Source organism: Pseudoalteromonas sp. NSLLW218 (assembly GCF_015864775.1).
In the GTDB taxonomy this organism is placed as follows: Bacteria; Pseudomonadota; Gammaproteobacteria; order Enterobacterales; family Alteromonadaceae; genus Pseudoalteromonas.
In genome coordinates, this window is record NZ_JADYWO010000008.1 from 88,625 (window position 1) to 104,601 (window position 15,977).

Here is a 15,977-nt window from a genome sequence, read left to right on the forward strand (position 1 = left end):
GAAAACTAAGCTTGTGAGCGTTGTTTTTTATCTAGATATTTACGCACCGCTTTTGCCGCAACAAAAAAGCCGAAGCTTCCTGTGATCATAGTCACAGATCCAAAACCATTATTACAATCCATATTCATCGAGCCATCAGCACTTTGCTTTGCATGACATACACTGCCATCGCTTCCTGGGTAAACCAGTTGTTCTGTTGAGTAGACACAATCAATATTAAACTTACGTTTAGGATTATTACTAAAATTATACTGCTTACGCAAGATATAACGTACTTTTGCAAGTAATGGGTCTTGTGTAGTTTTAGCTACATCACCAAAGGTTATTTGACTAGGATCTGTTTGCCCGCCAGCGCCACCGGTTGTAATTATAGGGAGTTTATTACGTTTGCAATGCGCTATTAATGCTGCCTTTTCTTTAACTGCATCAATACAATCAATCACATAATCAAAATCTTGAATATGCTCTTGGATATTTTCAAGTGTAATAAAATCATCTATCACATTAATTTGGCACTCTGGATTAATAAGCTCACAGCGCGCTTTCATTGCCTCTACTTTAGCTTGACCAATAGTTCCCGTTAATGCATGAATCTGCCTATTTACGTTAGTGGCGCAAATATCATCCAAATCAATCAATGTTATTTTACCAACACCAGTACGTGCAAGTGCTTCAGCCGCCCAGCTCCCTACACCACCAATACCTACTACACAAAAGTGTGCTTCTTGAAGCCAATCAAATTGTTGATGACCATATAAACGCTTAATTCCGCCAAAACGTATATCTGTAACTTTTTCGCTCATTTACCAATCCAGTTGCCATGGCGACTGCCATGCTTGAAAATCTTGATGTTTAATTAACGCTAAATACTCATCACCGCAGTCAGGTAGTAAAGTAAACTCTATTTGTTCACCATCCCATACAAAACTCAAGGCATATGCATGTAAATAGGTACGATTTGATGGCGTACCTGCATACATTGCATCACCAAAAATAGCTGAGCCAATACTTTTTAATGCCACTCTTAGTTGATGTGTTTTACCAGTGTAAGGTTTTAAAATATACCCTCTAAATCCTGGTTTATAGCTCAAAGAGTAAAATCGAGTAATTGCAGGGTTAAGCTTACTCGTTAGTAACTTAAACGAGCCACGGCGAGATTTAGCCATATCGCCTTTAATCCAACCTTGCTTCTTTTTTGGTTTAGCATCACTAATCGCTAAATAGAATTTATTAATCGCATGCTCAGTAAAAAGCGCAGTAAAATTAGCTGCAGCGGCTTTGTTTCTAGCTAAAATAATAAGCCCTGATGTCACTTTATCTAAACGATGAACGGCATAAAGCTTTTGCGATAATTGTTGTTCGGCTAACACAACAAAGCCGGGGCCATCTTCTGAATGAAAATTAAGACCCGCAGGTTTTTCTAAAATATAAAAATCGTTATGTGTAAAAATAATTTTTAATATTTTACTTACTTGTTCACTCACGCGCTTATACTTTTAATATGCGCTATCACCTTCGCTAAGTCATCTGCCGTATCAACTCCAGCATGGGGTGCTATTTGAGCTTGCTCTATTTTGATTTTATAACCATGATACAATACACGCAATTGTTCAAGCGATTCAAGTAACTCAAGTGGCGATACGCTCAATTCTATATATTGTTTAATAAAACCCGCTCTGTACGCATAAATACCTACATGGCGCTGAAATGGCGCTAAATTAAGAGCACTGCTGTCATTCATCATTGTGCTTCTATCAAACGGAATACTTGCACGAGAAAAATACAGCGCATTTTTATTTATATCGCTAACCACTTTAACTGCATTAGGATTAAATACTTCATTACGCTCTTCAATAGCAACACTTAACGTTGCCATTGGTGCTGTTGAATCACTTAATAGTGCAGCAACTTGGGATACATTTTCTGGCGCAAGTAATGGCTCATCGCCTTGTACATTCACCACAATTGTATTGCTGTCGAGATCAAGTAAATCAACCACTTCGGCTAAACGCTCAGTACCCGATTGGTGATCTTCGCGAGTCATTACAACATCACTAGTAAATAAACTTACTGCATCAAACACTTTTTGATGATCGGTAGCTATAACCACTTTACTTGCACCTGATAAACATGCTTTTTCGTAAACATGTTGAACCATTGGCTTACCGCAAATATCAGCAAGCGGTTTACCCGGTAGTCGGGTTGATGCAAAGCGAGCTGGAATTACAACTACGAATTCCACTTTTCAACCTCTTCTAAAGATAACTCACGTGCTTCGTTTTCAAGCAATACCGGAATATCGTCTTGAACGGGGTAAGCAAGCTTAGCTGCCGTACTAATTAGTTCGTTGTTTTCTCTATCAAAGCGTAATTTACCTTTACAAACTGGGCACGCAATAATCTCGAGTAGTTTTGAATCAAAGGCCATTGAGTATTCCTTTTTCTTTTAATAATAAATTTAATGTGTTTATTACGCTATCGGAAGGCTCTGCATCTACAGGTAAATAATACCAATTAGATTTTGCAAAAGACTTACATTTAACCGCGTCTTTTTCGGTCATTATAATGCAATCATCGCCAAACTGGGCAAAATCATCTGCGGTATAAGCATAATGATCTCTAAAGTGATGAGTCGATAATAACTTAATACCTTGTGCTTCTAATGAGTTTTCAAACCGTTTAGGATTTCCAATTGCACTTATTGCATGTGCCTCGCTTACGTTGCTTTTTTCATCATCACTTGAATCAACTAAGCGAAGGTTACTTACTTGCAGCATGTAGCTATTATGAGCCTCACCGCCATTTTCAATTACTATATCAACACTTTGTAAGCGTTTAGTTGTTTCACGAAGTGGCCCTGCTGGCATAACAAAGCCATTGCCAAAACGGCGTTCACTATCAACAATACAACACTCAATGCTACGAGGCATTTTATAATGCTGCATCCCATCATCAGAAATAATTACATCTAGCGTATAATTTTTTTCTAATAAATCGATATTGTGTTGTCTATTAGGGCCAACTGCTATTGGGCACTTTAAACGATGGTATAAAAGCACAGGCTCATCGCCAGCCTGTTGGGCGTCAACAACTGAAGTGACTAACAGCGGGTAATTATCTGATTGCCCACCATAACCTCTACTAATAATACCCACTGATAAACCTTGCTCGGTCAAATGCTTATACAACCACAAAACAAAAGGTGTTTTACCATTACCGCCTACACTTATATTGCCGACTACAATAACAGGCGTTTTACACTCAAAAGGTTTAAGTATTTTAGCGCTATACAAGAGCTTTCGAAATGACGATACAAACCAAAACAAAACACTTAATGGTAATAACAATAAAGTAATTAGACCAAATGGTTTATACCAGCTTTGCTCTATATTGCTCACGCCTGATCACCAAACTGCATTTTACAAAGTGCTGAATACGTACCGTCATTTGCTAATAAGCTACTATGATCGCCATTTTCTATCACTCGACCGTTATCAATAACATAAATTCGGTCACTGTTTTCAATAGTAGATAAGCGATGGGCTATAACAATAGAGGTTTTATCTTTCATTAGCGTTTCTAACGCTTGCTGAATAAGCTTTTCAGATTCGGTATCAAGTGCTGACGTTGCCTCATCTAAAATCAAAATAGGTGCATCTTTTAATATTGCACGCGCTATCGCTATTCGCTGGCGTTGGCCACCTGAGAGCATTACCCCATTTTCGCCTACCATGGTGTTTAATTGCTCTGGAAGGTCTTTAACAAATTCCCACACGTGCGCTTGTTTGGCAACTTGTTCTAACTCTTCAATAGACACATCGTGCTTTATGCCATAACAAATATTGTTGGCAATAGTATCGTTAAATAACACGACTTGCTGAGACACTAAAGCAAATTGGCGACGCAGATCAGTTAATTTATAGTCTTGCAGTGCTATGCCATCAAGTAATATTTCACTCGGTAGCTCTAAATCATAATAGCGTGGTAACAAGTTAGAAATTGTTGACTTACCTGAGCCTGAGCGCCCAACTAAAGCAATACTTTCACCCGCCTTAATTGTTAAAGATAAATCGTTTAATACGGCTTCATCTTTCGTTGGGTACTTAAAGGTTACGTTCTTAACTTCGATTAAACCTTTAACTTTATCAACCGAAACAGTGCCTGTATCTTTTTCCATTTCTTCGTCTAAAACTAAAAATATACTTTGAGCTGCAGAGATACCGCGTTGCATATCACTGTTCACATTGGCAAGTTGTTTTAGTGGACGCAGTAACATCATCATTGAAGCAATTAATGCCATGAAGTCACCAGATGTAATCGTATCAATCATTGACGGTAACGACACTGCCCACAAAATAACTGCCATGGCACTTGCCGCTAAAATTTGAATTATAGACACACTAAGCGCTTTAGTTGCGTCCATTTTGATACGTTGCTGACGATTATGATTATTAATTTTCGAGAAGTGATTAATCTCTTGATCTTGACCACCAAAACCATGAATAACTTTATGCCCACTCAGCATTTGCTCAGAGCTACGGGTAACTTGCCCCATGGCAGATTGAATGTTTTTAGAAATGTGGCGAAAACGTTTAGAGACGACGGCGACAATAATAGCAACAAGTGGGATGATCACTAAAAATATCAGTGATAGTTGCCAACTGGTATAGAACATTACCGCAAGTAAAAATACAACAAATGCCCCTTCACGTACGACTATTAGCAAGGCTTTAGTAATCGCTTGTTGAACTTGTTCTGTATCAAATGTGATTTTTGAAATTAAATCTCCCGTTGAGTTTTTGTCATGAAAAGAAACGGGTAAGTGCAATATGTGCTCAAATAACTCTTGGCGTAAAGAACGTACAACTTGGGAGCCTACATAACTTAAGCAGTAAGAAGACATAAAGTTAAAAACACCACGCCCTAGAACTAACGCGATAACGACAAAAGGAGCGTACTTTAAAACTTCTGTATTACGCTGGTTCAAACCTTGATCAATAAACGGCTTCATTAATTGAATAAATAAAGCATCCATTGCTGAATAGCCTATCATCCCAATAATTGCGACAAATGCGACGCTTTTGTAGGTGCCAACATATGAGACAAGACGTTTATAAATTTGTGTAGTACTTTGATCCATAACACTCTCTAAATACAGTAACAATCTGTATTGTATCCTCCGATGAGATAAAACTAAACGTCAATCTTTGATAAACCAGTAACTTTCCTGCCCTCTTGCTGTTTCTATAGCCAAATTCTTTGCATAAAATTTAATACTAATTTGCCCTTCAACGCCTGTCGTAAATTGCTGAGCATTTATTTGGTTATAACGTTCGACGACAAGAGGCTTAGGGAATTCCCATTGCCCTTTATAGGCACTTGAATGAATAACTACTTTAGGGGCAACGTTATTAATAAAATTAACACTTGAGGATGTATCGCTGCCATGATGCGGGCTTAACATTACTGTACTTTTCAATGATTTATTATCCGCTAATAGCGATGCTTCACGCGCATTTGATATATCACCGGTAAGTAACACGCTATAGGTATTATCTGATACCCTAACAACGCATGAATCATCATTTTCATTTCCAAACCCTTTTGTACTAAAGCTTTGTACTTTTAATCCAGCAAAATCAATATTTATGACTTCACATACATTATGTGTATTTTTAGGATGAAATTGTTGTAATGTTTCACCAAAGCCAGCATCTATGAAATGTTGTAATCCTCCAGCGTGATCATTATCTTCATGACTTAGAATCGCCGTTTTCACTGTTAAATTATTTGCTTTAATATAAGGCAGTAAAATACTTCGCGTACGGCTAAAGCGATTGAAATAACTGGGGCCAAAATCATAAATAAGCACTTGATTATCTTTTTCAATTAATGCCATAAGTCCATGCCCTACATCAAATACATGTAGTTGCCACTTAGACTTTTCTATTAACCAATAATTTAATAAAAGCGTTATTGCTGGAATAAAAGCGAGCCATTTATAAGGAAGAAAATAAACCATCAACATAATAATATAAGTAAAAACGACAAATATTGAGTCAATTCTGCCAGTCGTTATCCACCTTAACGATTCTGGTATTTCATTAAGCAATTTAAATAGCGCATATAAGCCTGTATCAAACAGGTTTATTAAAATACTTATATCTAAGAAAATACTCAGTAATGTAAAAACAATTAAAAAGGGTAAGATAATGATTGAAAGCAGCGGTATAGCAATTAAGTTTATTATCAAACCCGCAATACTTACCCCATTAAAAAAATAGAGTGAAAGTGGCAATAGACCAATAAATAACGCTATTTGAATAACAAACAGTGAAATAACTTTGTTTTTTATGCGAGTGTTTAATATTGGTAATTTATTAATAACTGTAAAAATGATAGCAACCGCTAAAAATGAAAAGTAGAGACCTGGATTGAGTAAATTAAATGGGTTAACAATAAGAACAATAACCAAGGCAAATAAAATGCTCCGCCAACGCAGCGGCTGCTTAGCAAGAAAATACAATAATAAATAACAACCCAGCATGATAAGCGCTCGCGTTGCCGATACTAAAAAGTCACTTAAGTACACATAAACCAAGGCTACTAAAAATCCGCATGAACTGTAATAAAGAGTCAGGTTGAATGATTGCCCAATCGAAGAATTAATTTTTGCAAAAATGAATCGAGTAAATAGATAACCGAAGCTAAAAATCAAACCAATATGTAACCCCGATATAGCAAGTAAATGACTTAGCCCAAGAGATTGCATTAATTGTTTGTCAGCGTAGCTCATCAAAGATTTTTCACCGCTAAGCAATGCATAATAGAGCCACTGTAATTTTGTATCCGTATAAGTGTTTTTAAGGAAGTGTTGATAATCTAAAATTATGCTTTGTTTGTCGCTATTTATAATATTAAGATTTTTATTAAGCACTTTACCTTTAAATAATATTCTATTTATAAAAGCATAACGTTCATTATCAAATACATTAAAATTTTTATTACTACGAAAATGTTTTAAATGAATTAAAGCAGAAAATTCATCACCTACTATTAAAGGCTGTGCAGAATTAACACTAAGCATTGCTTTGGGTGCTCTAAAACCTGAAAAATAACTCCCTTCTAATGCCACTATTTTAACTTTAATATATTGAGGTTTTTTGTCAGAAATAACCTCTTCAACAATTAATGTAGAATCAAGTGCATACTTTTCATCCGGTTTTGGTATTTCAAAACTATAAAAAACGTAAAAATGCAGACCAACGAAGCAAATTGCACAAATAAAGCCTAACAATACATTTAAAAACGGCTTAAAATAAGCGCTCACTATAACAATGAAAATTGTGAATACTGTAAATTCGAGAGTTTGATAATAAAATACGGTTGCTATACAGCCAATTACAAACCCAAGACTTATCCACACTGATGTAAATGGTTGCTTTAAATGGCTAAAAAAACGATCCAAAGATTTTTACCTGATCCAAATAAAATTAGACATCATAAATCACTAAGAATATTTGGACGCCTTTTACAAGATGCAAATCTTTGGCATTTAAATAGACGTTCTGCTCGAGGTGCATTTGCAGTCGGGTTATTTTTTGCTTTCATCCCTGTTCCTTTTCAAATGGTTTTAGCAGCAGCCGGCGCTATATTATTTAGAGTTAATTTACCTATCTCAGTAGCATTAGTATGGCTTACAAACCCTCTAACTATGCCACCTATTTTTTATGGCTCATACTTAGTGGGTACATTAATACTTAATCAGCCTGAGCAACACTTTGTATTCGAAGCTAGTTGGTCTTGGTTTCTAGAGAGCATAGAAACTATTGGTCCTGCATTTTTACTCGGTTCGTTAGTATGTGCTTCTATTGCATCAATTATCGGCTATTTTGGTATTGATATTATTTGGCGCCGCTCTGTTAAAAAGGCATGGTTATCGCGAAATAATTAGTAGCGTTAAAGCTAAATAATAACTATAAGATTCATGGTAATCCTAATCTTATAAAATATTATAGACGAAAAAAAACCAACTTTATTAAGTTGGTTTTTTTATAATCAATATTAGTAAACTTTAAAAGCGAAATATACGTCTTAAGCCAACTAATGGTAATAGCAATAATGTATACCAAGGAAAGCTAGCAGAGTTACGCTCATAGACTTCTGCTTCTACTGGAGCACAGTTTTCTACTTCACCATTTGCAATTGGCGTTAACTTAACTGCAACTGCAATACTTTCATATTCAATTTCACCATTGATATCAGTTACAACACCGCCTAAAGAATCAAGTTTTTCAACTGTCTTAGTCGCAGTACCAAATATTTCATTATTTTCATTGATAGCTGTTGCTTCAACCATAGAATAAGCATAATCAGTTTCGCCATCAGTATCATAACAAGGCAGTAAATCGTTTAGATTAGTGATTTTATCTTCACCAATTTTGTAAATAAAGGCTTCTTTAAGTCGTGAGCTATCAGATACACCCACTTCCCCTTCGCCTACAATATAACCTTGATTATTTATATCGTTGCCATAAGAACTTGAGCTTGAAAAATAATCAGTTGGAAAAACTGTATTACCTGTTTCGATGTCATGATAGAAGAATTTATTACGAAGTGTACCTTCAATACGCTTTGTCGCATAACCTGTAATTACATCATTATCATTAATAGCGATTGATTTACCAGCCTGCCAGTCATCTTCTTGATTAATAAAGTCAGTGACTGCACCGTCTTTAAAATAGACTGGCATTGTAAGAATCGTATCATCATTTTTGTAATAACGCGTATTTGATGAACCTACAATTGTACCGTTGTTGTTCACTGCTAGAGCAGTACTCGTAAATGCGTCATCTTCCGTTTCACCTTCATCAGGTGTAAGTGCCATACCAAGCTCTTCAACAGAAATAATATTTAACGATTCATCAAGTTCCCATTTAACAGCACGCTTATTAAATAAGCCTCGTGAAATATTAGAATTTAATAAATTGATACACACTGACGTTGGTTCGTCTTCATTATCACAGTTATCATCAATATTATCTTGTCTGTCATCAGGAATACTTGTAGAGATATTACCTACAACAGTGTAACCACTATTTGTTTTAACAATATCGTTAGCGCGGCTTGTGCCACCGTATTCATTAAACTCAGGCTCTAACTCAACACTTATACTGCCATCAGCACTTATTACAATCCCACGTTCTATAAACTCATGTGTGAACCACGTTTCTGCATCATCTTCACCATCAGGTGTAAAAGATACTTTATCGTAAGGAGCACCGCCCCAACCAACAGTAACGCCATCTTCACTTACAGCATTAAAAAGGTTAATAGTTGAACGCGTTAAGCCATCATAATCAACAGATGCAACATCAAATAACGGTTGCTCTGTTACTTGTGTGTCATTGTACTTTATGCCAACTAATGAGCTTAATTTTTGATATTCAAAATTTGTAGAAATTGAAGATAAAAAACTAACCATGAAAGTATGTGCATCAGAATTAGTAAGTACTGCATCATTATTTTCAATGTCATCAAGTGTAAAGGTAATCTCTTTATCACTTAAATCAAATGCAGCCTCTGTATTATCGTAGCTATTTTCAATAATATTTTCAGTAAAATCTATATAGCTGATATCAATAGGTAAATTGTATAAACCATTTGCGAAACCAATAATATGCCCGCTTTCGCTTACATCTGTTACATAAGAATATTTAGCGTCTTCAAGAGTCCCTAATTCACTTAACTGGTACGTAGCACTTGTTGCTGAAGTGCTTAATGTCGCTAAAATACTGGCAGCGAGTAATTTATATTTCATTTTAGTCCTTACTACTGATTCTGTAATTCTTCAAGTTCTTCCCAGCGCTCAAGCGCAGCTTCAAGGTCAGACTCAAGTTGTGCCAAATGGTTCAATGCTTTAGTTGTTACATCACTCTCTTGTTTAAAAAAGTCTGAGTCACTAACTACAGCTTGTTGAGCTTCAATTTCAGCTTCTAGTTTTTCCATTTTATTCGGTAGTTGCTCTAATTCAAGTTTTAATTTGTAAGAGAGTTTATTTGTTTTAGCTGCAGGTTTAGCTGCAGGTTTAGCAACTGGAGCGACTACTTTTTCAACTTTTTTTACTGGTTGCTGCTGCGTTTTTTTTTCTTGTTCAGCTAAATAGTTAACGTAAGCCTCATAGTCGCTATAGCCACCTACAATATCTGTAACTTTACCGTTACCTTCAAACGCCCATACACTTGAACATGTATTATCAATAAATTCACGGTCATGGCTTACAATCAGCACTGTACCTTGGTATTGATTAATGATGTCCTCTAGTAACTCTAACGTTTCAATGTCTAAGTCATTTGTTGGCTCATCGAGAACAAGTATATTAGATGGTTTTAAAAACAGTTTAGCTAATAGTAATCTGTTTTTTTCACCACCAGAGAGTGCTTTAACAGGGGTTCGAGCGCGTGCTGGAGGGAATAAAAAGTCTTGCAGGTAACCTAAAACATGACGTGAGCGTCCGCCCATCATCACTTCTTGTTTACCTTCGGCGACGTTATCTTGAACTGTTGCTTCTTCATCAAGTTTTTCACGATATTGGTCAAAGTAAGCAAATTCTAAATTAACACCTTGCTTAGTTATACCGCTATCTGGTTCTAAATCACCAAACATTAGCTTTAATAGTGTTGTTTTACCAATACCATTTGGGCCTACTAAGCCGATTCTATCACCGCGCATTACAAGTGTAGAAAAATCATCAGCAATAACTTTGTCTTTAAATGCATGACAAAGATGTTGAGCTTCAAATACTAACTTGCCAGAGCGGTCTGCTGTTTCAATATTGAAATCAGTTTTACCAACTTGGTCAACACGTTGTTTGCGCTCGGTACGAAGCTGCTTTAACTCACGAACTCTACCTTCGTTACGCGTTCTACGTGCTTTAACACCTTGTCGAATCCACGTTTCTTCTTCGGCTAAGCGTTTATCAAACAATGCATTTTGAGCTTCTTCAACTTTCAGATCATGCGCTTTTTGTTCTAAATAAGTAGCGTAATCGCCTGGGTACGAAATAAGCTTACCACGGTCTAAATCTAAAATACGCGTAGCAACAGCACGAATAAACGCACGGTCATGCGAGATAAATACAATACCGCCTTTAAATTCTTTTAAAAACTGTTCAAGCCACATTACACTTGCCATGTCTAAATGGTTTGTTGGCTCATCTAGTAATAATAAATCAGGCTCACTTACAAGTGCACGTGCGAGTGCCACTTTACGTAACCAACCACCAGAAAGAGACTCAAGTTTAGCTTCTGGGGTTAGTTCTAATTGTGTCAAAACTAATTGAATGCGGCTATCAAAGCGCCAGCCATCAGCTGCTTCTAGTTGATTTGATAAACGTTCAAGTTTATTTAATAACTTATCGTTACACTCTGTTTGAAGCTCGTTACTAACATGATGAAAATCAATTAGTAAGTTTGCAATCTCAGGCATACCTTGTGCAACGTAATCAAATACGGTGCCGCTTGCACCTTTTGGTGGATCTTGCTCTAAGCGAGAAATTCGAATGCCACCTAGCTGATTTATTTCGCCATCATCTAAAACAACTTGTCCATCAAGTACTTTTAATAAAGTTGATTTACCTGCGCCATTTCTACCAACAACACACACTCTTTCGCCACTTTCTATAACGGCATCTGCTTTGTTAAGCAAAGCATGTGTACCAAAAGCAAGTTGTGCTTTTAAAATTCTAATTAAATCCATAGTTCTTATTTGCTCTTATTCTGCTTGTGCTAAAAATTCGCGCACAGAGTTTAAAGTAAAAGGCCAAAATAATTGCTCGCCTTTTTCACTTTTTAATACAGGAATAGTAATTTGATACTCAGCTATAAGCTGCTCATCAGTCATAATATCGATTAGTAATAACTCGCTAGTATCACAAAGTACCTCAGTGATAAGTTGCTCAGCTTGCTCGCACAAGTGGCAACCATCAGTGTGGTATAAAACCCAATTAGCCATGTGTGATTAGCCAGCTATTATGGATTTTTTTATTACGTTTAAAGTCTGGTGATAACGTTTTATCTGAAATATTAACGGCTTTTAAACCTAAACCAATCAGACCAACTTCATCTATAACAAAGCCACGTTTGTTATTAGAGAAAATCAACGTACCCGATGGGCTTAAAATCTTTTTTACCCACGTTAATAATTTAATATGATCGCTCTGAACATCAAATGCATCTTTCATACGTTTTGAGTTTGAAAACGTTGGAGGATCTAAAAATATCAAATCGTATTGTGCTGTTGCGTGCTCTAACCATTTTAAACAATCTGCTTGTTCAAAGCGGTATCGTGTATTACTAATACCATTTAAATCAAAGTTATCTTGGCCCCATTTTAAGTAGGTCTTTGATAAATCAACTGTAGTAATGGCTTTAGCACCACCAAGAGCAGCATGTACAGAAGCTGTACCTGTATATGCAAAAAGATTTAAGAAACGTTTATCTTTAGCATTTTCTTGAATATAACGACGCATTAAGCGGTGGTCTAAAAACAAGCCTGTGTCTAAGTAGTCAAATAAATTAACTTTAAACTTAGCACCGAACTCTTCAACAACCATAGTACGGTTTTGTTTAGACATAGCGGTGTATTGATCTTCGCCCTTCTGCTTTTTACGTACTTTTACAGCAATGTTTTCAGGTGAAATTTCAAGCTGTTGAGCCGTTAAACTTATTACGTCTTGCAGACGCTTTTCTGATGTTTTTTCATCAATTTCTTTAGGCGCTGCATATTCAAAAATTACAGCAGAGTCCCCATAAATATCTACAGCAACATTGTATTCAGGGATATCCGCTTCATAGACGCGATAAGCATCTATTTTATTTTGTTTAAGCCAGTTTTTTAAGCCTTGCTTATTCTTTTTCAATCGATTTGCAAATGACGTTGAGCCTTCAAAATTAAGTGCTTTTTTATCATCTGTGGTCAAACTGACTTGCTTATCATCTAATTGATATAAGTTAAGTTCTACATCAAGCGGGCCATTCTTAAATTTATAACGCTTAAGGCGCACAAGTTTTAAAAGTTTAAATAAGCTCTCGTCCATACCAAGTAAGGCAAGTTTCCAGTGATTAAAGTGCTTTTTAAAGCCAACGCCTAAATTACGGTGTAAATCAACAAGCTCAGCCATAGAGCCAATACGCTCACCATATGGTAAGTTTGAAATTACAACACCCGGTAATTTTGCAACAGCTGTAAGTTTAGTTGCATCACTTTGCTTAAACTTAATCACGTAGTCAAGCTCGGCTCGTTTAGCATTATCAATTGCTTTACTTAATACTTGTTCATCGTAATCGTGGCCAATTAACCACAGTTTAGGATCGGTAATATTAGCGAGTAACTCTTCTTTAAGCTCTTTAAACTTAGCGGCTCTAAAACTTGGTAAACGCTCAAAAGCAAAACCTTCACGGAATAATCCTGGCGCTTCGTTTCGCGCCATACCCGCAGCTTCTATCAAAATAGTACCCGCACCACAACATGGATCGAATAAAGGCTGTTTTACATTTTCAAGCCAGCCGCTTCGCTTAATTAATGCAGCAGCTAAATGCTCTTTAATTGGCGCTTTACCTTGGCCTTGGCGGTAACCGCGTTCTGACAAACGAGGACCTGAATAGTCAATATACATCGATACGCCGTAACGATTTAATCGTGCAACCACGCGCACATTAGCATCTTGCTTATCAACGTTCGGCCGTTGCTCGTATAAATCATTAAAATAATCAACAATCGCATCTTTGATCACAAGACCCGAAAATTGCGTGTTTTTTAATGAGTCATTGGTACCGTTGAAGTCAACAGCGAATGTTTGCGTAGGTCCAAACCATTCTTGCCAAGGTTGCGAGCGCGCAAAATTATACAGGCTATTTTTGTCATCTACGCCTTCTTTTTCTTCAATAAGCATAAGCACACGCGTTGCAAAACGAGTTGATAAACAAACCTTTTGCGCCAGTAATGAGTCAGCCTCAAAACGAACAGAACCAACAGTTTGCTTAGACACGGTTGCGCCAAGTTCTGTTAGTTCATCAACCAATAAATTTTCGATTCCGATAGAAGTAAGTGCGATAAATTGCAAAGTAATAACCCTTAATAGCTAATTGCGCAGGATTATAACATAGGTTGGGCGACAAACACGCCATAAAGACACGCTTAAGACTTAAATTTGGTTAGGCGGTTTGACTTTGATATTGCTGATTTAGGATGGGGTGTACTCGATTATTAAGAATACGGATTACTTCAAATTGCGCTAAAGATAAGTTTTCGTCTAATTTAAAGGTTTCACTTAAATTCAAACAAATAGATGCATCAGGACAATGCTCTACAATTAAAAAATCACCTGACTGCGCTTTAGATGTTAATTTAACTATTGCCTCTACACTTGGCTCTGTACCTGTGTACTCTTCAAAAAACCAACTTTTTGCTAAAACGGGTTTTAAGTGGTATTTAACAGCAGTCGCATTTAATGATATTTGACAAATTTGAGCCGCAGACCACAATTCAAATCCATCTAGATAATTATAAACTTGCTCATAAAATGCAGCATCTTCTAGGCTAAAACGTGGATTTTTAAAAACAGAATCGGTGAGTTGTCTTAATTTGTAAGGCGTACATAATTGCATGTCGTCATTTAAATCAAGTAACAAACGGTTTTTATCAGGACAAGCAATCCACTGCCATTGCTTTGATGCTTGTAACATTTACTCCTCCTTGGGCATGTTGAATAATTATTGCTCACAGTATAACTGCTTTTGACCACTTTTAAAATGTTTGCTTAGAACATTTATCGAACGATCAAAAGCTTAGATAACTGATCCTTATAAGCCGTTAACGATCGACTTTACCAATTGTGGACCTTTGTAGATGAACCCAGTATAAACCTGAACTAAATTTGCGCCTGCATCTAACTTTTCTTTTGCAGATGAAGCATCATCAATACCGCCAACTCCGATGATTGGTAAGTTACCTTTTGTTAAGCGCTTTAGTTCACTTACCACCTCTGTAGAGCGCATTCTAACAGGGTAACCTGATAAACCGCCAGCCTCTTCTGCATATTGCTGCCCCATGACTGCAGCCCGTTCAAGCGTTGTATTTGTAGCAATTACACCATCAATTTTATTATTTAAAAGTGACTCACTTACTTGCTCTATTTGTATTTGATCGAGATCCGGTGCAATTTTTACAAGCATAGGTACTTGCTTACTATGCTTTGCAATTAAATCTAACTGTTCATTTTTAAGACTTTTCAATAAGTCATCAAGTGCAGCACCATATTGTAAATCACGAAGCCCTGGGGTATTTGGGGATGAAATATTTACCGTAATGTATGAAGCATGCTCAAATACTTTACGCATACAATGAATGTAGTCATCTTTACCTTGCTCATTAGGTGTATCTTTATTTTTACCAATATTGATACCGAGTATGCCACTGTACTTTGCTGCTTTTACATTTTTTACTAAATTATCAACGCCTTTGTTATTAAAACCCATACGGTTAATAATAGCGTTTGATTCTGGTAATCTAAAAATACGCGGTTTCTCATTGCCCTCCTGAGGACGAGGCGTAACTGTGCCTACTTCGATAAAACCAAAGCCCATTTGGCTAAAAGCATCAATACATTCTGCATTTTTATCAAGACCAGCAGCAAGCCCTACTGGATTTTTAAATTCAAGACCTAAAAAGTTTACGGGTTTATCTGAAACACTTTGTGACCAAGCTAGATTTAGAGGCGTATTAGCAAAACGACGAAGATTATTAAGTGCAAACTCATGCGCCCACTCCGCATCACGGGTAAACATAAAACGGCGAGCTAAATCATAAAACATCAATATAATCCTCTTTTTAAATTTCAGACAAAAAAATACCTCAGACAAGGCTGAGGTATTGTATAACAAATTTAACAATCAGTTATTTATTTACTAAACAAATAAT

General features: G+C 36.4%; 14 protein-coding genes. 1 reads left to right on the forward strand and 13 read right to left on the reverse strand.

The window, feature by feature from the left end; all coding sequences use genetic code 11:
• Positions 1-5 precede the first annotated feature (5 nt).
• Genes tcdA through I6E80_RS13585 form a run of 7 tightly spaced genes read right to left on the reverse strand, consistent with a single transcriptional unit; the run spans position 6 to position 7,467 of the window.
• On the reverse strand, positions 6-803 hold the full coding sequence (gene tcdA / locus I6E80_RS13555; RefSeq protein ID WP_024599579.1) for a tRNA cyclic N6-threonylcarbamoyladenosine(37) synthase TcdA: 798 nt from the start codon (positions 801-803) through the stop codon (positions 6-8).
• On the reverse strand, positions 804-1,484 hold the full coding sequence (locus I6E80_RS13560) for a TIGR01621 family pseudouridine synthase (protein ID WP_197185752.1): 681 nt from the start codon (positions 1,482-1,484) through the stop codon (positions 804-806).
• Positions 1,481-2,242, reverse strand: coding sequence for a 3-deoxy-manno-octulosonate cytidylyltransferase (gene kdsB / locus I6E80_RS13565; RefSeq protein ID WP_076924588.1), 762 nt, complete (start codon positions 2,240-2,242; stop codon positions 1,481-1,483). Before kdsB ends, I6E80_RS13560 begins: the two co-directional genes overlap by 4 nt.
• Positions 2,230-2,427 (reverse strand): Trm112 family protein, encoded by a 198-nt coding sequence (locus I6E80_RS13570; protein WP_024599582.1) that lies wholly within the window; start codon positions 2,425-2,427, stop codon positions 2,230-2,232. The genes kdsB and I6E80_RS13570 overlap by 13 nt, the downstream gene beginning before the upstream one ends.
• The gene (gene lpxK, locus I6E80_RS13575; protein WP_197185753.1) at positions 2,417-3,397 is read right to left on the reverse strand and encodes a tetraacyldisaccharide 4'-kinase; all 981 of its coding nucleotides are present in this window, start codon (positions 3,395-3,397) and stop codon (positions 2,417-2,419) included. Before lpxK ends, I6E80_RS13570 begins: the two co-directional genes overlap by 11 nt.
• Complete coding sequence (gene msbA, locus I6E80_RS13580) at positions 3,394-5,139, reverse strand: lipid A export permease/ATP-binding protein MsbA (protein WP_197185754.1); 1,746 nt, start codon at positions 5,137-5,139, stop codon at positions 3,394-3,396. Before msbA ends, lpxK begins: the two co-directional genes overlap by 4 nt.
• A gap of 60 nt (positions 5,140-5,199) precedes the next feature.
• A complete protein-coding gene (locus tag I6E80_RS13585; RefSeq protein ID WP_197185755.1) occupies positions 5,200-7,467 on the reverse strand; it encodes a DNA internalization-related competence protein ComEC/Rec2 in 2,268 nt (755 codons plus the stop codon).
• Between I6E80_RS13585 and I6E80_RS13590 the strand changes: the two genes are divergently transcribed.
• Positions 7,447-7,953 carry a DUF2062 domain-containing protein gene (locus I6E80_RS13590; RefSeq protein WP_007586895.1) on the forward strand — a complete coding sequence of 169 codons (507 nt, stop codon included), beginning with the start codon at positions 7,447-7,449 and terminating at the stop codon, positions 7,951-7,953. The genes I6E80_RS13585 and I6E80_RS13590 overlap by 21 nt on opposite strands.
• A 120-nt stretch (positions 7,954-8,073) precedes the next feature.
• On the opposite strand, the gene I6E80_RS13595 is transcribed toward I6E80_RS13590, so the two are convergent.
• The 6 genes from I6E80_RS13595 to pyrD all read right to left on the reverse strand — a co-directional run bounded on the left by I6E80_RS13595 (position 8,074) and on the right by pyrD (position 15,871).
• The gene (locus I6E80_RS13595) at positions 8,074-9,819 is read right to left on the reverse strand and encodes a DUF3466 family protein (RefSeq protein WP_024589193.1); all 1,746 of its coding nucleotides are present in this window, start codon (positions 9,817-9,819) and stop codon (positions 8,074-8,076) included.
• An 11-nt stretch (positions 9,820-9,830) separates the two neighbouring features.
• Entirely contained in the window at positions 9,831-11,756 is a 1,926-nt protein-coding gene (locus I6E80_RS13600; RefSeq protein ID WP_197185756.1) for an ABC transporter ATP-binding protein, read from the reverse strand.
• Between the two features lie 15 nt (positions 11,757-11,771).
• Entirely contained in the window at positions 11,772-12,011 is a 240-nt protein-coding gene (locus I6E80_RS13605; RefSeq protein WP_024599587.1) for a glutaredoxin family protein, read from the reverse strand.
• The gene (rlmKL, locus tag I6E80_RS13610) at positions 12,004-14,121 is read right to left on the reverse strand and encodes a bifunctional 23S rRNA (guanine(2069)-N(7))-methyltransferase RlmK/23S rRNA (guanine(2445)-N(2))-methyltransferase RlmL (RefSeq protein WP_197185757.1); all 2,118 of its coding nucleotides are present in this window, start codon (positions 14,119-14,121) and stop codon (positions 12,004-12,006) included. The genes I6E80_RS13605 and rlmKL overlap by 8 nt, the downstream gene beginning before the upstream one ends.
• A gap of 91 nt (positions 14,122-14,212) precedes the next feature.
• Positions 14,213-14,743 (reverse strand): cell division protein ZapC, encoded by a 531-nt coding sequence (locus tag I6E80_RS13615; RefSeq protein WP_024599589.1) that lies wholly within the window; start codon positions 14,741-14,743, stop codon positions 14,213-14,215.
• Positions 14,744-14,860: 117 nt separating this feature from the next.
• Positions 14,861-15,871, reverse strand: coding sequence for a quinone-dependent dihydroorotate dehydrogenase (gene pyrD, locus I6E80_RS13620; RefSeq protein WP_197185758.1), 1,011 nt, complete (start codon positions 15,869-15,871; stop codon positions 14,861-14,863).
• Positions 15,872-15,977 lie beyond the last annotated feature (106 nt).